This is a genomic window from Pseudoalteromonas fuliginea (genome assembly GCF_000690055.1).
GTDB lineage: Bacteria > Pseudomonadota > Gammaproteobacteria > Enterobacterales > Alteromonadaceae > Pseudoalteromonas > Pseudoalteromonas fuliginea.
The window spans coordinates 15132-34200 of sequence record NZ_JJNZ01000017.1; the positions used below are offsets into that span (position 1 = coordinate 15132).

The following is a 19069-nucleotide window of genomic DNA, read 5'->3' on the forward strand; positions in this document are numbered from 1 at the left end:
TATTATCGTGGTGATTATTCCCGCGAGGGCTTCGTAGTGCTTTAAAAACTTAAGCATTAAAAAAGCCCTCCGCACTTAACCGTTCGGAGGGCTTTTTAGTTTTAAGGGTAAAATTTGTAATTGGGTTGTCACTGAGGAATGAGGGTTTATTAATGACAGGCGCAGAACTAACAATCGACTTATTGGCCAAACACGGCGTAAATGAAGTATTTGGCTACCCAGGCGGAGCTATTATGCCAATTTACGATGCGCTGTATGGCGCGCCAGTCAAACACTACCTAACTCGCCATGAGCAAGGTGCAGGGTTTGCAGCAGTTGGTTATGCTCGCAGCACACGTAAATTAGGCGTATGTTTTGCAACATCTGGCCCAGGTGCAACTAATTTAATAACCGCTCTTGCTGATGCGATGATGGACTCAGTACCATTATTGGCGATCACTGGCCAAGTGCCTACTGCAGCTATTGGTTCAGATGCCTTTCAAGAAATAGATGTACTAGGTATGTCGCTTTCGTGTACTAAGCACAGCTACATGGTAGAACGAGCTGAAGACTTAGCAGAGATATTACAAGAAGCGATTCATTTAGCGCAAAGCGGCCGCCCAGGTCCTGTACTTGTCGATATCCCAAAAGATATTCAAATGGCGCAAGTCCCTTTTAAACCTTGGCTAGCAGCTGATGAATACTTACCAGAGTTAGATTTAAAGCAAGTTGCTATTGCTAATCAATTGTTGAGTGAGGCTAAACAGCCTGTAGCGTATGTAGGTGGTGGTGTACAAGCCGCTGATGCGCAAGACGAGCTAATGCAATTTTTAAATAAAACGCAGATGCCAGCTGTATCAACACTTAAAGCGTTGGGTAGTGTGTTACCAGATTACGAACATTACTTAGGTATGTTGGGTATGCATGGTGGTCAAGCTGCTAATATCGCAGTGCAAGAATGTGATGTACTTGTATGTATAGGGGCGCGCTTTGATGACCGCGTAACAGGTAACTTAGCTAAATTTGCAGCTAAAGCTAAAGTAATCCATTTAGATATCGATGCTGCTGAAGTTGGTAAGCGAAAACCTGCTAAAGCTTCATTAATTGCTGATTTAAAAACGTCGTTACCCGCACTTGAGTGCTTTGTAACCCCTAAAGCTTGGTGTGATACAAATAAAGAAATGAATATTAAGCATGCTTGGCGTTACGACTACCCAGGTGAGAAGGTTTTTGCACCGTACTTATTAAACCAACTAAGCCAACGCATGCCAAAAACAGGGGTTGTGTGCTGCGATGTAGGTCAGCACCAAATGTGGGTAGCACAACACATGAAGTTTACTCACCCGAGTAATCATTTAAGCAGTGGTGGTGCAGGCACAATGGGCTTTGGTTTACCGGCTGCTATTGGCGCACAAGTAGCACGCCCTGATGACTTTGTTATCACTGTATCGGGCGATGGCTCAATAATGATGAATATTCAAGAGTTGGCCACGATTCGCCGTAATAATTTACCTGTAAAAATATTAATTTTAGATAACCAACGTTTAGGGATGGTTCGCCAATGGCAGGAACTATTTTTTGAAGGGCGTTATTCTGAAACTAACCTGTCGGATAACCCAGACTTTGTTCAATTAGCCGCTGTATTTGGTATTCCTGGGCAAACAATAACTCACGCTAATCAAGTTGATGATGCGATAACTGCATTAGTTAATAGTAAAGGGCCGTACATAGTACATGCCTGTATTGATGATAAAGAAAATGTTTGGCCACTTGTACCACCTGGGGCTGCTAACGACGAAATGATGACGGAGAAAGCAAAATGAAACATAGCCTAAATATTGCATTAAAAAGCCAAAGTATAGCGGTAGAGCGCTTTTTACGAGTGGTGCGTCATCGTGGTTTTGACCTTACGCATTTTCAGCTCAATATGGATGATGGTTTTTATAATGTAGACATGACGGTAGATAGTGATAAACCAATTTACCTATTAACCAGCCAGTTAAATAAGCTGGTGGATGTCAAAGAAGTCACTTTACAAAATTTACAGCAACAACAGGCTGTGTAATTACGAATTAAAAAATAATTTACGAGTAACTGAGTCTCTCGGTTATTCACCAATTTTAGAATGAGGAATGCCCGCTTATATTGCGGCAAAAACTGAGGTAACTATGGCTAAATTAAGAAGTGCAACAACAACTGAAGGACGTAAACGTGCAGGCGCAAGAGCATTATGGCGCGCAACAGGTATGACAGACTCTGATTTTGGTAAACCGATTATTGCCGTAGTTAACTCGTTTACACAATTTGTACCAGGGCATGTACACCTTAATCAGCTTAGTGAGCTTATGGGTGAGACGATAACCCAAGCGGGTGGCGTTCCTAAAGAATTTAATACCATTGCGATTGATGATGGCATTGCGATGGGACACGGCGGTATGCTTTATTCGCTGCCTTCACGCGATTTAATTGCTGACTCGGTTGAATACATGGTAAATGGTCACTGCGCCGATGCGATGATTTGTATTTCAAACTGCGACAAAATCACTCCTGGGATGATGCTTGCAGCGCTACGTTTAAACATACCGGTAATATTTGTATCGGGCGGCCCAATGGAAGCGGGTAAAACTAAACTTGCTAACATCGACATTAAACTTGATTTAGTCGATGCCATGGTTAAAGGCGCTGATGAATCGGTAAGTGATGCAGATTCAGAACAAGTTGAGCGCTCTGCATGTCCAACATGTGGTTCGTGTTCAGGCATGTTTACTGCAAACTCAATGAACTGTTTGTTAGAGGCAATAGGTTTAGCATTGCCAGGTAACGGCACGACGCTTGCTACTCATAAAGACCGTAAACAACTGTATGTTGAAGCGGGGGCTCGTATTGTTGATTTATGTCGTGAGTATTATCAAAAAGATAATCAAGATGTATTGCCACGTGCTATTGCTAACAAAACAGCCTTTATGAATGCAATGGTTGTTGATATTGCAATGGGTGGCTCGTCAAATACGGTATTGCATTTACTTGCTGCAGCGCAAGAAGCGGGCGTTGATTTTGATATGTCGCACATTGATGCGCTTTCTCGTAAAACACCGTTTTTATGTAAAGTGGCACCAGCAACACCAGAGTATCATATTGAAGATGTACACCGTGCTGGTGGCATGATGGCAGTAGTACGCGAGCTTGGTAAAGCGGGCTTAGTTGATATGTCAGTGAATCATGTAGCTGGGTCAACTATGGCCGAGCTTGTTAAAAAATGGGATGCAACAGATCCTACTAACGAAGCGGCGCGCAAATTTTACCGTGCGGGTCCTGCGGGCATTCGTACAACTAAAGCAATGAGCCAAGAGTGTCGTTGGGACGAGGGCGATAATGACCGCGTGAATGGTTGTATTCGAAGCGTTGAACACGCTTTTCGCCAAGACGGTGGTTTAGCTGTGCTTTCGGGTAATCTAGCGGTTGATGGTTGTGTTGTAAAAAGTGCTGGCGTAGTTGATGAAATGCTACATTTTGAAGGCACCGCCATTGTATACGAATCACAAGATGATTCAGTAGAAGGGATTTTAAATAACGAAGTAAAAGCCGGCGATGTTGTTGTTATTCGTTATGAAGGCCCTAGAGGCGGCCCAGGTATGCAAGAAATGCTATACCCAACAAGCTACTTGAAATCGAAAGGCTTAGCTGAAAAATGCGCACTTATTACTGATGGTCGCTTTTCGGGTGGTACTTCGGGTTTATCAATTGGTCATGTGTCGCCAGAGGCTGCAAGTGGTGGTGCAATTGCTTATGTTGAAAATGGCGACAAAATCATTATTGATATTGCAACACGTGAAATTACGTTAGCGCTAAGCGATGAAGAACTTGAGGCACGTAAACACAAGCAATTAGCACGCGGAAAAATGGCGTACAAGCCAGTTGATCGTGAGCGCTATGTCTCGTCTGCTTTAAAAGCATATGCATTACTTGCAACAAGTGCCGATAAAGGCGCAGTGCGCGACTTAGCTAAATTGGAGGCGCTTAGTTAATTATGGTCTCTCAAGAGCTCGATTATTTTCGCGCTATTATTCAAGCAAACATGGAGCCTTTGGCTAAAGTTACCGAGGTCAGCGAAATGGCTGAGCTTGGTGCTAAATTAGGTAACCATGTTTGGTTAAAGCGTGAAGACCAACAGCCCGTGTATTCATTTAAATTACGCGGTGCGTATAACAAATTAAATAAATTACCTAAAGGCTCAGTGGTTATCACTGCTTCTGCGGGTAATCATGCTCAAGGGGTTGCACTAAGTGCTTCTCACTTAGGGCATCAAGCTACAATTGTAATGCCAGTAACAACGCCTGAAATAAAAGTAAGCGCGGTACGCGCGCTTGGCGGTGAAGTTGTGCTACATGGGCATCATTTTGATGCCGCAAAAGCATATGCGCTTGAGCTTACAGAGCAACGCAATGGTATATTTGTCCCACCATTTGATGATCCGGATGTCATTGTTGGTCAAGGCACTGTAGCACGCGAGCTAATGCAGCAATTAAACGAGCTCGATGCGGTGTTTATTCCTGTTGGCGGCGGCGGTTTACTTGCTGGGATGGCGGTTTATATTAAATCGCTGCGTCCAGATATAAAAGTAATTGGTGTAGAGGCCGACGAAAGTGCGTGTTTACAAGCAGCACTTGAAGCCGGCAAGCCAGTAGAGCTTGATCGCGTTGGCAGTTTTGCCGATGGCGTAGCGGTTAAAATTATTGGCACTGAAACATTTCGCTTAGCGCAAAAGTTTTGTGATGAAGTTATAACCGTTACCAGCGACGAAATATGTGCTGCCATGCAGGATATTTTTGTATCTACCCGTGCAATTGCAGAGCCTTCAGGTGCACTTGCAACGGCAGGGCTTAAAAAGTGGAGCCAACAGTCAGGGTTAAAAGGGTTACATTTAGCGGCTGTGCTTTCGGGTGCTAATTTAAACTTTGATCGCCTGCGTTATGTTGCAGAGCGCACTGCGCTGGGTGAAAAAAACGAAGCGTTATTAGCGGTTACTATTAAAGAAGAAAAAGGCAGTTTTAAACAGTTTTGTGCTTCTTTAGGTGGCCGTGCTATTACTGAGTTTAACTACCGTTATGCAGGACCTGGTGAAGCACAAATATTTGTAGGTATTGCCCTGCGCCAAGGCGAGCAAGAGCTTAATGAGCTAAAGCAAGACTTAACAAATAATGATTACCAATTTTGCGACCTGTCGGATAACGAACTCGCTAAATTACATGTGCGCTATATGGTTGGCGGAAAAGCACCAGAGCAATTACATGAGCGCTTACTTCGCTTTGAATTTCCTGAATATCCAGGTGCGCTTGCACGCTTTTTAGATACTTTAGGTAGTAATTGGAACATTACCTTATTTCATTATCGTAATCACGGTGGTTCTATGGGGAATGTACTGGCAGGTTTTGCTATTGAGCCAAGTCAGTATGAGATGTTTAACGAGCACTTAAACCGTTTAGGTTACAGTGTACAAGATGAAACACAAAATCCGTGCTTTAGCCAATTTTTAACATCAAAGCCGCAAGCAGAAAAAGCCGAAAAACTCGCCTCAGTATAGTCCTTCTTTAAAGGCAGGCACCTAACTAGGGTGCTTGCTTTATCGCAAATTTTACATATAGTTACAGGTAATCGTCATACTTTTTGAGGGCACTTGGTTGCTATTAAAAGGATTAATTTTTGTATTGTGTTTTTTTTGTAGTCACATAGTGGCGCAAGAATCAGTTACATTACAGCTAAAATGGACGCATCAGTTTCAGTTTGCCGGTTATTATATGGCAGAGCAAAAAGGCTTTTATAATGAAGCAGGCCTTGATGTAACTATAAAACCAGCTAATCCAATGATGCCTGATACTTTTGGTCCTGTTGCCAATGGAGAAGCACAGTTTGGTGTCGGACATTCAGGCATTTTACAGCAACGTATTAATGGACAACCTCTTGTTGCTATGGCTGCCTTATTACAGTTTTCACCTTACTGCTGGATGGTTAAAGACACGTCTGATATTTTTCATCCACGTGACTTTGTTAATAAACGTATCACTGCGGTGAGCAAAAATGATGGCACCGAACTACTTATTATGCTTAAACGCAGTGGCGTTGATGTCGGTAAACTCAAACTTTACGATGGCGAAAATCCAGATCAGGCTTGGATTGAAAACAAGCTAGATGCTATGCAAGTATATGTTACTAACCAGCCGTACTACATGACTCAGCAAGGCGTATCTCACCGGCTTATATGCCCACAGCGTTATGGTATGGATGTATATGGAGATATTTTATTTACCAGCGAAAGTATGCTTAAAAAAAATCCGCAAACGGTGGAAAAGTTTTATCAAGCAAGCCTAAAAGGCTGGCGCTATGCAATGATGAATATGGATGAAGCTATTGCGGTAACCCAGCAAAGATATGCACCGAGTAAAAGTTTTCATCAGCTCGCTTTTGAGGCCGAAGTACTAAGGGATTATATAACGCCACCCACGACCAGTTTAGGGCATATGTCGATAGCAAAATGGCGTTTAATTGCTGATCTATATGCAATTGAGCAAAATGAATTTGATGAGGTGAAAGCGAATTTTATATATAAATATCAAGAACCCGAAAAAGTGCAGTTATCGTGGATGTTAATTGCTGCGATGATTATTAGTATTGTTTCTATTCCTCTGTATTTACGTTTAATATTCAGCAAAAAATAACCACTTAATGAGAGTTCATCGAGCTGGTATAATTAATTGTCTTTTTTATACTTTAAGCAGTTATGACTTTAGCGGAACAATTTTTTGCACTTGATTCATTACTCATGCGTAATCGTCATTATTGGCAGTGCACTGCGTTTGATTTTGACGCGATTCCTTGGGGAGATCTGCAAGACACACTCAATAATCTAACGGATGATCAAGTAATCGCACTTGATAATGATCAAGATAAACTATATCAATTTTTTAGCAATCATATAAACCAACTTGATGAGCTCGCTAATTTATGCGAATTACCTAGCACCGCACACGCGAAAGTTGATTATCCTTTTTGGCTGAGTAACGGCATTAAAGGCCGTAAATTTGAGCAGTTAAAAGATTTTGTATCTGCACTACCTAATACTAAGCAACCAGTTTTAGAATGGTGCGCCGGTAAAGGGCACTTAGGGCGAATGCTTGCGTTTAATGGCGCAAGTAATGTGCATAGTATTGAACTGCAACAAAGCTTATGCGAGCAAGGACAAAAAAGTGTACAGCAACAAGGCTTGGTAATGCACTTTAGCCAAGCAAATGTATTAAAAGACGATATCACTCAATTTTTTAATACAGATATGCATGCTGTAGCACTTCACGCATGTGGAGGTTTACACCAAACATTTATGCGCCAAGCAAGTTTAGCAAAAGTACAACAAATTAGTTTTTCACCTTGTTGTTATCATTTATTTACGGCTAATGAATACCTTGCAATGAGTGAGGTTGCAAAACAAAGTGGACTAAACCTAACACACCGCGATTTAAAGCTCGCTTTACAAGAAACTGTTACTGCGCCTTCTCGTTTAGAAAAAGTGCGCAAAACAGAACTAGAATGGCGACTCGGTTTTGATGCACTAAGAAAGTCGATTACTGGCGAACAACACTACGTAAGTGTTCCTTCGGTTAATAAAGCTATATTCTCAGATTCGTTTAAATCATTTTGCGGATGGGCAGCAGAAAAAAAGACACTAAACATACCTCAAGATACTGATTACAATAAATATTTATCTATTGGGCAGGCTCGAAAAAAAATAACTGATCGCGTTGAACTGGTTCGACATGTGTTCAGAAGGGCAATTGAGGTTTGGCTTGTGCTCGATCGTGCTTTATATTTGCAACAGCAAGGCTATCAAGTAAGCGTTAAAACGTTTTGTGAAAAGCAGTTAACGCCTCGCAATATTTTGATTCTTGCTAATATCCACTAAATTTCCGCCCTCGACTTAATAAGAGATGCAATGAGAAAGTTAAAAAATTTATTCGATAACAATAAACGTTGGGCTGCTCGTACAAGTGAAGCAGATCCTGAGTTTTTTAAAATTTTATCTATGCAACAAAATCCTGAATATTTATGGATTGGTTGCTCAGACTCTCGTGTACCTGCTAATCAAATAGTTGATTTACTACCAGGCGAATTATTTGTACATCGTAACGTTGCTAACGTGGTTGTACATACCGATCATAACTGTTTATCGGTTATGCAGTACGCTGTAGAGGTTTTAAAAGTAAAACATATCATGGTTGTGGGGCATTACGGTTGTGGTGGCGTACAAGCCGTTTTAAGCAATGCAAAGTTTGGCTTTATTGACAACTGGCTACGCCATGTAGGGGATGTAAAAGAAAAGCACCTTGAACAACTTGACGCAATGCCAGAAAGCGAACGATTAAGCCGCCTTATTGAGCTAAATGTAATAGAGCAAGTACGTAATGTATGCCGTACTAATATAGTGCAAGATGCTTGGGAGCGTGGCCAAGAGCTAAGCGTTCATGGTTGGGTGTATGGTTTAGAAAACGGGCATCTTCATGATCTAGAATCTGTAGTGACGTGCGCGAGCGAAGAAACGCAAAGCTATAAAAGAGCAGTACAACACGTACTTAATAAAGTGGGTGAGAGTAAATAAATTCATGACTAAAACGGCGGTATTAATTGGTGCTACAGGTTTGGTCGGTAATGAGTTGCTCCATAAGCTACTTAATAGCGAGCATTATACCAAAGTGGTTACGTTGAGCCGTCGGGCTTTGCCTATTTTACACGCAAAGCTAGTTAATCATGTTATTGATTTTGAAAAATTAACTCAATACGTTGAGCTGTTTAAAGGTGACGTATTGTTTTCGTGTTTGGGCACCACCCGTAAGCAAGCTGGATCGATACAAGCTCAGCGTAAAGTTGATTTTGATTATCAGTTTATAGCGGCGCAGTTAGCGGCATGTAATGGCGTTACGCATTATTGTTTAGTGTCATCAAGCGGGGCGAACACGCACAGCAATAGCCCTTATTTAAAAATGAAGGGTGAGCTTGAGCAGCATATAAAAGCACTCGCTTTTGATAAAGTAAGCATTTTTCAACCGTCTTTATTGTTAGGTGATCGTGAGCAATTTAGAGTGGCAGAAAAAATAGGCAGTATTATTTTTCCTGTTATTACACGACTTCCATTTTTAAAGCGTTACAAACCAATAACTGGCGAGCAAGTTGCGCAAAAAATGCTGAGTGTGAGTTTAGCGCAACAGACTAAGTTATTTTATTACGTACTTGATGAGCTATTTGAATAAACTTAGTAAAACGCAAAAGGCAGCCTAAGCTGCCTTTGTAATTATTCAGTATCAGTCTCAGTGCTAAGTTGTTGCTCAAGCAATGCAACTTTAGCTTCAAGTTCGGTTAACTTTTCGCGAGTACGAATAAGTACTTGGCTTTGCACATCAAATTCTTCACGGCTCACAAAGTCCATCTCAGCAAGCTTGTTTTGTAAAACTTGCTTTGTTTTACCTTCGAGTGTGTCTGCTAGGTTTTTTACACCTTGTGGCATATTGCTAGTAATTTGCTTAGCAATTTCTTCAAGTTTTGCTGGGTTGATCATATTTGTCCCTTCGGCATTGCCTAAATGATAATAACTAATATTACCTTATACCCACGGTATTTAACACATGATCATCTTTACCTTAATTAATTAAGGCAATTGCTATGCTCGCAGTAATGGTTACGTTAAAATTGCGCGTCTTTTAAATTTCTTTGGTCGTTATGAAACTCAATCCTAAACAAGATGAAGCCGTAAAATATATTAGTGGTCCATGCTTAGTACTCGCAGGCGCAGGCTCTGGTAAAACCCGTGTTATTACGAATAAAATCGCTTATTTAGTGAAAAAATGTGAGTACAAAGCGCGAAATATAGCCGCCGTTACTTTTACCAATAAAGCAGCGAAAGAAATGCGTGAGCGAGTACTGCAAACGCTCGGTAAGCAAGACGCTAAAGGTTTATGGGTATCAACGTTTCATACACTCGGTTTAGAAATAATAAAAAAAGAATTAAGCACATTGGGGTTTAAACCTGGCTTTTCGTTATTTGATGATCAAGATACTAATCAGCTTCTTAGTGAGCTCACCGAAGACGAACTAAAAAAAGACAAAGACCTACTCAAACTACTTAAAATGGAAATTGGTAGTTGGAAAAACGAATTAGTACTGCCAGAGCAAGCAATACGTGAAGCGCGCGATGCGCAAAAAGCCTTGTTTGCACAGCTTTATGCTCGCTATCAAAATCAGCTACGTGCATATAACGCACTGGATTTTGATGATTTAATTATGATCCCTACTTTGTTACTCACTAATAATGCCACTTCGCGTGAGCGTTGGCAGCAACGCTTTAAATATTTGTTGGTGGATGAGTATCAAGATACCAACACGAGCCAATATCAACTTGTTAAATTGCTAGTAGGCGAGCGTGCCCGTTTTACCGTGGTAGGTGATGACGACCAATCAATTTATTCTTGGCGTGGTGCACGTCCGCAAAACTTAGTGTTATTAGGTAAAGACTACCCAGGGCTTAGGCTAATAAAGCTTGAGCAAAATTATCGAAGTGCAGGGCGAATACTAAAAGCGGCTAACATTTTAATTGCCAATAACCCTCACGATATAGAGAAAAAGCTATTTAGTGAGCTAGGTTACGGTGAACCGATAAAAGTAATAGGGTGTCGCGATGAAGAGCATGAATCTGAGCGCGTAGTTGCTGAAATAATCTCGCATAAGTTTATGAAGCGCACAAGCTATAAAGACTACGCTATTTTGTATCGTGGTAATCATCAAGCGCGTGGCTTTGAAAAATCACTAATGAGTAACCGTATCCCTTATAAAATTAGTGGCGGTATGTCGTTTTTTGCTCGCTCAGAAATTAAAGATATTATGGCGTATTTACGTTTGCTAGTTAATCAAGATGATGACAATGCATTTTTACGTATCGTAAATACACCACGACGTGAAATAGGTACGGTTACCCTTGAAAAGCTTGGCACATTAGCTAACGAAAAACATGCGAGCTTGTTTGCTACTTGCTTTGATAACGATTTAGGCTACAGACTAAAAGGGCGTGGCTTTAATGCGCTTGCTGGATTTGCTCGTTGGGTTGTTGAGCTATCTGATAACGCGGTACGAAGCGACACGCTTGAAGCAGTTAAAGACTTGGTGCGTAATATTAACTACGAGGCGTATTTGTACGAGTCGTCCCCTAGCGCAAAAGCCGCTGAAATGCGCATGAAAAACGTATCCGAGCTATATCGTTGGATCACCGATATGTTGACCGGTGATGCCGATAACGAACCAATGACATTGGCTGAGGTTGTTAGTAAGCTAACCCTTCGCGATATGCTTGAGCGTAACGAAGAAGAAGATGAAACTGATGCAGTGCACTTATCAACACTACATGCATCAAAGGGCTTAGAGTACCCATACGTATTTATGGTGGGTATGGAAGAGGGCTTACTTCCGCATCAGGTCAGTATTGATGAGGACAACGTAGATGAAGAGCGCCGCTTAGCTTATGTTGGTATTACTCGCGCACAGCAGGAGTTAACACTTACTTATGCAAAAATTCGTCGTCAATTTGGTGAAACCTCACAAACTGAGTTAAGCCGATTTGTACAAGAGTTACCGCAGGACGATCTCGCGTTCGAAAACAAAAAGGCGCCAAATACGCAAGCAGAGCGCATGGAAAAAGGCCAAGCAAGAGTCGCTAATTTACGGGCTATGTTTAATAAAAAACCTGAGTAATTAACTACTATAAAGGGTAATTTCTTAGCTGAGCTGTGATTGCGTTGTGCTTGTTGGAGATTGCTCAGCGCAAACAAGAGAATGTTGTTTACCGACAAAAAAAGCTAAACCGTGTTTATCTAATAATGTTCTAAAGTTGAGTATTGATGGGCCCTTGGCTATTACCTTTATTGTTTTAAGTTTAGTTATTGCTAATACGCCTTGTAACTGAAAATCATAGCTTTCCTGCTGTAGAATACGCTTGCTAAATGTTGAACTTAGTAATAAATAGTCGAAGTTAACGTCGGTTAATAAATTAAGTTCACATCTATCTCTAGCAAAATTGTTTAATCCAATGGAGTAGCCAAGCTGGGGAAGTTTTTTTAGATTTTCGAGTTGTGTAGCACATGCATGGCGAATTTCTTGCTCATCAAATAATAGACAAAGCTGGCTTTGGCCAATTTGTTTGCTCAGTACTTCGGTGAATAAAGTAAATTCATGAGGCTCTAATAACAGGCAAGAGCAGGGCACAAGTGCCATACTTACATTAGCTTCAAGCGCTTGTGCATAAGCTCGTTGTAGTAGCTGTAATTCTACCTCAAGATGCTGTTCTTTGTCGGATGCAAACTTTTTCAAAATATCAAAGCTAGTAAAACCAAGTATTGGGTGTTCACCAAATGCTTCAAATAATGATTCAGATTGATGTTGCTCATCTAAGGTAATAATTTCTGAGCTTCTAAAGCTCATTGGTAATGCATCTAAATGATGCAATATATGTAATTCTTGCTGTGATACTGATTGTGACAAGAGTGGATGAAATAACTCGTAGCGATTTCGGCCCGAATTTTTTGCATAATACATAGCTGCATCAGCATCGCGAATAATTTCGTCTGTGTGTGTATAGTCGTGCTTTGAGTAGGTTATTCCTATACTCGCGCCGCTTTGAAGAGAGGTACCTTTTAAACTAAATGGTTTCTTCATTAAATCAATAATACGATTTGCAACGTCTTCCGCTTGCTGTGGCTCGGTTAAATGCGTTAATAAAATAACAAATTCATCCCCGCCTAAGCGAGCAAGTAAATCGTGCTCGCGTATGCACTGAGAAAATAGCTCTGCGACACTAATTAAAAATTGATCACCGGCATGATGTCCTAACTGGTCGTTTATATCTTTAAATTTGTCTAAATCTATAAATAACACAGCAAAATGATGTTCAGGAAAGCGTTGAAAATGTTGTAGCGTTTTTTCTAGTTGTGTTAAAAATAAACTACGATTAGGCAAACTAGTGAGAGAGTCATGATGTGCATCATGATAAAGCTGCTGTTCTATTTTTTTTCGCTCTTCCATTTGCATTTGTAAATGTAAATTAGTTTGACGTAACTCTTTCGTTTTTTCGCTCACCCGAAACTCTAGCTCTTGGTGGCTTTTTTTTATTGCTTGGTTAGCTAGTTTGGTTTGCAATACAGCTGCAATTTGATGCGATACAAAGGTGATAAGTTCGCAATCATCTTGGTTAAAAATATGTTTGTTGTAATAGGCTTGGCAAACAATTAAACCCATAACTCCTTGCGAGGTCTTTAGTGGAGCACCCAACCAACTGGTGGCCATTTGCTCTTTTTTTACTGGTTTAGCTCGTTGTACTACGCCTTTCTCTATTAATTTTTTTGCTCTGCACGGATGTATAAGTTGTGTTTCTTCGGTGCTTATAACTAGCTCACTATAGCCTTTAGCAAAGCGTCTTGGTTGCGTATTATCTTTAAATTCATCAACACAATAAGGAAAGCTGATCCAGCCAGATTCTTTATCATAAAGTGCAATATATAAATTTTCTGCATAGGTAATTGTTTTTATTATTTCATGTATTTTAACGTAAGCATCGTTAAGGTTTTTAGCTTGAGTCGCTAATTCTGAAATTTTAAATAGAATTTGTTGACGTTGAAGTGCGCGTTTTCGTTGCTCTATTTCTAGGTTTAATGCGTCATTACTCTGAGTGAGTGCACGGGTACGAATTTTAACTTCTGATTCTAATAGCTCTCGTTTTTTAACACGCTCTATTGCTGTTGCTAAGTAAAGTGACATAACCTCAAGCAATTGTATTTGCTGGTCACTGTAACCTTTTCGAGTATCGTAACTTTGTGCAGCGAGCACACCAATGATATTTCTTTCCTGATAAACAGGTACGCCAACCCAATGCTCGGCGGGGGTGCCTAATGCTTTAAATAAACCTTTTGCAGCTGCGTCTTGCATTTGCTGCTTAGTAAAACAGGTTGTTTTGCCTTGTTTAAATACATAGCCAGTCGCGCCTTCATCAAAGCTGTTTGTTTGGTTGAGTGCAACTGCAATTCCATCTTTTTCATCTGAAAAGTAAGAAAGCTCTAATGATTGTGTGTCTTGGTTCGATAAAACGACATAAAAACTTTTACTAGGCACATATTTTTGTAAAATGTCATGGATAGCGGGATATAACAGAGTTAACTCAGCAACAGTACTAGCTTGCTCTGATAGTTGGATCAGCGCATTTTGTAGGTGATGGGATTGTTTGTACTTTTCGAGTAGCACTTTAAGGCGCTTGTTTTGATACGCTAACTTACTCGATGCTGAGAGTTTATCTTCCAATGACGTTAACCGACTATTATTATTGTATAGTTATTAGCCTTATAATTTCATTTTTAGCGGCGATCGTCAAGTGGATATTACCCTAATTAAGGCGCTAAAAGCGTTAAAAAGGTATTAAAAAAGGCTTACCCATAGGTAAACCTTTTTTATTTTACAAATACTTATTTAGATGTCATAAAATCGATTGCAGCGCTTATCTCATCATCAGAACAATCCATACAAGTGCCTTTTGGCGGCATTGCATTAAAACCATTAATTGCATGCCCAAGTAAAGTGTCTTTACCTTTAGCTATGCGTGGAGCCCAATCGTCAGCTGACTTTGGCGCGCCTAGTGCACCAGTGCCATGACATGCAAAACATGCACCCTGATATACTTGCTCACCAGAACGTGGGCCTGTAGGTACTGCAGCAACAGCTGCTTTATCACCTTCAAGATACACAGCACCAACCGGCGCGAGACGTTTTTTAATTGCATCTTCAGTCATAGAGTTATCATATGGCTGTGCGTATGCGGTGGTTGCTAGCAATAATAATGCAGCAGCTGTTAATTTTTTCATTTTGCCTTGCTCACTTCGATTTGAACGTGATCAATCACGATATAGATGACGGAAATTAAACCGATTATAACTCTCTGAGCCAATTTATAAAATGCTAAGAGACGTTTTTATTAATAAAACTGACTACTTTTTGCGTTAACGCAATAAAATTTAATTATTTATTGTTTTTTGTTGAGCAATTTAATAAGCGTAATCAGTCATATAATTAACTTCTTAGATCTTAAGATCAAAATTAATTCATTGTTAATACGCTAGTAACTAGTTTTGCGATCCCCGCATCCGCATCAAGAATCGATTGTGCCAACATGTAAGCAGGAGTGGTAACTAGCTTATTTGCTTCATCGATCACTACATCATCCACTGCGCAGTTAATATGTTTGGCGCCTAATGTGCTTAGTGCTTGTGCTGTATCTACATCGTTACCAATAGTGAGTTGGGCATTATCGTAAATAAATGGGATCAAAGCGGGTGCGATACACATATAACCTGCAGGCTTATTCGCTTTTGCAAATGATTTACAAGCATTAAGGACGTCCTGATTGATATTTGCTTTTGCGCCTTTAATTGCAAAATCGCATAAGTTTTTTGCAGCACCGAAACCGCCAGGTACAATTAATGCGTCAAACTGAGTCACGTCTAGTTCAATCAGTGATTTAATGTCACCTCGTGCAATGCGAGCAGCTTCTGTTAATACATTGCGTTTATCAGGCATTACTTCACCTGTTAAATGGTTAATGGTATGAAGTTGCTCAATATCTGGTGCAAAACACTGATACGTTGCGCCATTTTTGGCTATATGTAATAAAGTTAAAATTGCTTCATTAATTTCACTACCATCGTACACACCAGACCCTGCTAATATTACTGCTACGTTTTTCATGCTTTTGTGCCCCTAAAGTCTTTTTTATAAGTCGATCGGATGAAGTTTAACATGCTCAAAATTTCTCGCGAAAATAAATTTTTAGTACAAAAATCATTCGCAGTACAAGTCGTTTTGCGGTTTATGCCATTTGCGATCACTTTGCCTTTAAAAAAATTATAAAGGATCGCTATGATCTTCGATCCATTGTGCTAGAATACTCGTCCGGTTATTGGGTTGGATGACTATAATCGAAGTGAGTAACAGCGGATGTAGTCGTTAAAAAACCTTTTTCCACATTGGTCTAAAAGAATAAAAAAAGAACCTCGTATTATCTTTTTTAAATAAAAACATGTAGTTAAAGTATTTTCTAGGCATTGTATTATGCTTTGGAAGAATTTTTTGTGGCTGTTATCTACATACTTATCCACAGCTTGCTCAAGTTGAAATGAGACAATGATTGATAATTCACAGTCGTTTTATTTCCTACCTTATGGCATGCTTACAATCACCTTAATTTTTTGCATTTAGGATCCAAATTCACCATGGCTCAGATCCCCGAAAACCCACTTATTTTAGTTGATGGCTCGTCATATTTATTTCGTGCTTATCATTCTCCGCCGCATTTAACTAATTCTAAAGGTGAGGCTACGGGCGCTATTTACGGCGTGATCAACATGCTTAAAAGCTTGATCAGACAATATGATCCCTCACACATGGTGGTTATATTTGATGCAAAAGGCAAAACGTTCCGTAACGACATGTATAGCGAGTATAAGGCAAATCGTCCGCCTATGCCGGATGACTTACGCACACAAATAGCACCAATACACAGTATTATCAAAGCGATGGGTTTTCCGCTAATTAGCATCGAAGGTGTTGAAGCCGATGATGTTATTGGCACATTTGCACGTATAGCGTCAGAGCAAAAACGACATGTACTCGTCTCCACTGGTGATAAAGATATGGCGCAACTTGTAAATGAACACGTTACGCTCATAAACACGATGACCGACAGTATTTCAGATCCCCTTACTGTGGTTGAAAAGTTTGGTGTAGGTCCTGAACTTATTATTGATTACTTAGCATTAATGGGCGATAAGGTCGATAACATCCCTGGTGTTGAAGGTTGTGGGCCTAAAACGGCGGTTAAGTGGTTAGAAAAATATGGCTCGCTTCAAGGTGTAATGGATCACGCAAGTGAGATTAAGGGTAAAATAGGTGAAAAGTTAGCAATTGCTCTTGATCATCTGCCTTTGAGCTACGAACTTGCGACAATCAAGTGTGATGTTGAAGTCGAATCTGATCTTGATACATTCAAACTTCAAGAACCTAACAAAGACGAATTAATTGCACTATATGGTGAGTGCGAATTCCGTCGTTGGTTAGCTGAGTTGCTAGATAACCCTAAAGATGCAGAAACACACTTAGCTGTACCTACCGAAGCCACTGAATTACCAAAAGTAGAAGATGCTCATTACGAAACTATTTTAACGCAAGCGCAATTTGATACGTTAATAGAGCAATTAAATAGTGCCGAGTTATTTGCATTTGATACAGAAACTACCAGCCTTGATTACATGAAAGCGCAATTAGTGGGTATGAGTTTTGCCGTAAAAGCGGGTGAAGCTGTGTATTTACCTCTAGCGCATGACTACCCAGGTGCGCCTGATCAACTAAGCCTTGAATTTGTAATGCAAAAGCTAGGTCCAATTTTGGCCGATGAAAACAAAGCTAAAGTAGGGCAAAACCTTAAATACGACAAAAGTGTATTAGCGAATGCAGGTTTTGCGCTAAATGGTATTAAGTTTGACACCATGCTTGAGTCATACGTATTTAATAGTGTGGGTACACGCCATGATATGCACTCGCTAGCACTTAAATATCTAGGCCATAAAAATATTAGCTTTGAAGATATTGCTGGCAAAGGTAAAAAGCAACTTACCTTCAACCAAATTGAACTTGAAAAAGCTGCGCCTTACGCTGCAGAAGATGCCGATATTACTTTGCGCCTACATGAAGTGCTTTGGCCAAAAATAGCGGCTGATGAAAAGCTAAAATCTGTATTCGAAGATATAGAAATGCCACTTGTTAGTGTGATTTCTGATATTGAACGCACAGGTGTAGCAATAGATAGCAATATGCTTGCAGCGCACAGCCAACGATTAGGCGAGCGTTTAATTGAACTTGAAAAAGAAGCATTTGAAATAGCAGGCGAACCATTTAATTTAAGCTCTCCTAAGCAACTACAAGTATTGTTGTTTGAAAAGCTTGGCCTGCCTATCATCAAAAAAACACCTAAAGGTGCACCTTCTACCGCAGAAGAAGTATTGCAAGAGCTTGCTCATGATTATCCACTACCTAAAGTAATTATAGAGCATCGTGGTTTATCAAAGCTTAAATCAACTTACACCGATAAATTACCATTAATGGTGAATGAGAAAACCCAGCGTGTACATACGTCTTATCATCAGGCAATTACTGCAACGGGGCGCTTGAGTTCAACAGATCCTAATTTACAAAATATTCCTATTCGTTCGGAAGAAGGGCGTCGAATTCGTGAAGCGTTTATAGCTGCAGATGGTTATAAAATTGTCGCTGCCGATTATAGTCAAATTGAGCTGCGCATTATGGCGCACCTTTCACAAGACAAAGGTTTATTAAATGCATTTGCTAACGGCTTAGATGTACACAGTGCAACTGCCGCTGAAGTATTTGGTGTAGAGCTTGATGATGTAACTACCGATATGCGCCGCAAGGCGAAAGCAGTAAACTTTGGCTTAATTTATGGTATGTCGGCATTTGGTTTAGCACGTCAACTAGATGTGCCACGCCATGAAGCGCAGCATTACATAGATAAATACTTTGAGCGTTTTCCTGGTGTATTAGAGTACATGGAAACAACACGCGAAAAAGCAGCTGAAAATGGCTATGTTGAAACAATATTTGGTCGCCGCCTACATTTACCAGAAATAAACGCACGTAATGGCGCGCGCAGGAAAGGAGCCGAACGTGCTGCTATAAACGCACCAATGCAAGGTACTGCCGCCGATATTATTAAAAAAGCAATGCTGAGTGTTAACCGTTGGGTACACGAACAGGCGCCAAATACGATTAAGCTACTAATGCAAGTACATGATGAATTAGTATTTGAAATTAAAACAGACTGCGCACCAGAATATACAAAACATATTTGTGAACTGATGTCGCAAGCTGCAGCGCTTGATGTGCCACTTATTGTTGAAGCCGACGAGGGTGACAACTGGGAACAAGCCCATTAATGCAATTTGAGCATTTT

14 protein-coding genes are annotated in these 19069 nt (G+C 40.3%); 10 read left to right on the plus strand and 4 right to left on the minus strand.

Translation table 11 applies throughout. From position 1 onward, the window contains the following. Positions 1-152: 152 nt before the first annotated feature. The 8 genes from ilvG to DC53_RS15070 all read left to right on the plus strand — a co-directional run bounded on the left by ilvG (position 153) and on the right by DC53_RS15070 (position 9272). On the plus strand, positions 153-1802 hold the full coding sequence (gene ilvG, locus DC53_RS15105) for an acetolactate synthase 2 catalytic subunit (RefSeq protein ID WP_002959891.1): 1650 nt from the start codon (positions 153-155) through the stop codon (positions 1800-1802). Beyond that, entirely contained in the window at positions 1799-2044 is a 246-nt protein-coding gene (gene ilvM, locus DC53_RS15100) for an acetolactate synthase 2 small subunit (protein WP_033028818.1), read from the plus strand. The genes ilvG and ilvM overlap by 4 nt, the downstream gene beginning before the upstream one ends. A gap of 103 nt (positions 2045-2147) precedes the next feature. After that, entirely contained in the window at positions 2148-4004 is a 1857-nt protein-coding gene (ilvD, locus tag DC53_RS15095) for a dihydroxy-acid dehydratase (protein WP_033028857.1), read from the plus strand. Between the two features lie 2 nt (positions 4005-4006). Beyond that, positions 4007-5560, plus strand: coding sequence for a threonine ammonia-lyase, biosynthetic (gene ilvA / locus DC53_RS15090; RefSeq protein WP_033028819.1), 1554 nt, complete (start codon positions 4007-4009; stop codon positions 5558-5560). Between the two features lie 97 nt (positions 5561-5657). Next, on the plus strand, positions 5658-6692 hold the full coding sequence (locus tag DC53_RS15085) for an ABC transporter substrate-binding protein (protein ID WP_008137706.1): 1035 nt from the start codon (positions 5658-5660) through the stop codon (positions 6690-6692). A 62-nt stretch (positions 6693-6754) separates the two neighbouring features. Then, on the plus strand, positions 6755-7930 hold the full coding sequence (locus tag DC53_RS15080) for a methyltransferase (RefSeq protein WP_008137704.1): 1176 nt from the start codon (positions 6755-6757) through the stop codon (positions 7928-7930). Between the two features lie 30 nt (positions 7931-7960). Then, entirely contained in the window at positions 7961-8623 is a 663-nt protein-coding gene (can, locus tag DC53_RS15075; RefSeq protein WP_007377282.1) for a carbonate dehydratase, read from the plus strand. Positions 8624-8627: 4 nt separating this feature from the next. Beyond that, a complete protein-coding gene (locus DC53_RS15070; protein ID WP_007377281.1) occupies positions 8628-9272 on the plus strand; it encodes an NAD(P)H-binding protein in 645 nt (214 codons plus the stop codon). A 41-nt stretch (positions 9273-9313) separates the two neighbouring features. On the opposite strand, the gene ubiK is transcribed toward DC53_RS15070, so the two are convergent. Further along, positions 9314-9577, minus strand: coding sequence for a ubiquinone biosynthesis accessory factor UbiK (gene ubiK, locus DC53_RS15065; RefSeq protein ID WP_007377280.1), 264 nt, complete (start codon positions 9575-9577; stop codon positions 9314-9316). 161 nt (positions 9578-9738) lie between these two features. On the opposite strand from ubiK, the gene rep reads away from it, so the two are divergent. Further along, positions 9739-11760, plus strand: coding sequence for a DNA helicase Rep (rep, locus tag DC53_RS15060; protein WP_033028820.1), 2022 nt, complete (start codon positions 9739-9741; stop codon positions 11758-11760). Positions 11761-11784: 24 nt separating this feature from the next. Here rep and DC53_RS15055 read toward each other — a convergent pair whose 3' ends face one another. From DC53_RS15055 to elbB, 3 genes are all read right to left on the minus strand, one after another. Next, positions 11785-14355: a bifunctional diguanylate cyclase/phosphodiesterase gene (locus tag DC53_RS15055; protein ID WP_008137697.1), complete on the minus strand. Its 2571-nt coding sequence runs from the start codon at positions 14353-14355 to the stop codon at positions 11785-11787. A 161-nt stretch (positions 14356-14516) separates the two neighbouring features. Continuing rightward, entirely contained in the window at positions 14517-14912 is a 396-nt protein-coding gene (locus DC53_RS15050) for a c-type cytochrome (protein WP_007377277.1), read from the minus strand. Positions 14913-15144: 232 nt separating this feature from the next. Further along, the gene (gene elbB / locus DC53_RS15045; protein WP_033028821.1) at positions 15145-15792 is read right to left on the minus strand and encodes an isoprenoid biosynthesis glyoxalase ElbB; all 648 of its coding nucleotides are present in this window, start codon (positions 15790-15792) and stop codon (positions 15145-15147) included. Between the two features lie 524 nt (positions 15793-16316). Between elbB and polA the strand changes: the two genes are divergently transcribed. Then, a complete protein-coding gene (gene polA, locus DC53_RS15040) occupies positions 16317-19052 on the plus strand; it encodes a DNA polymerase I (protein ID WP_033028822.1) in 2736 nt (911 codons plus the stop codon). Positions 19053-19069 lie beyond the last annotated feature (17 nt).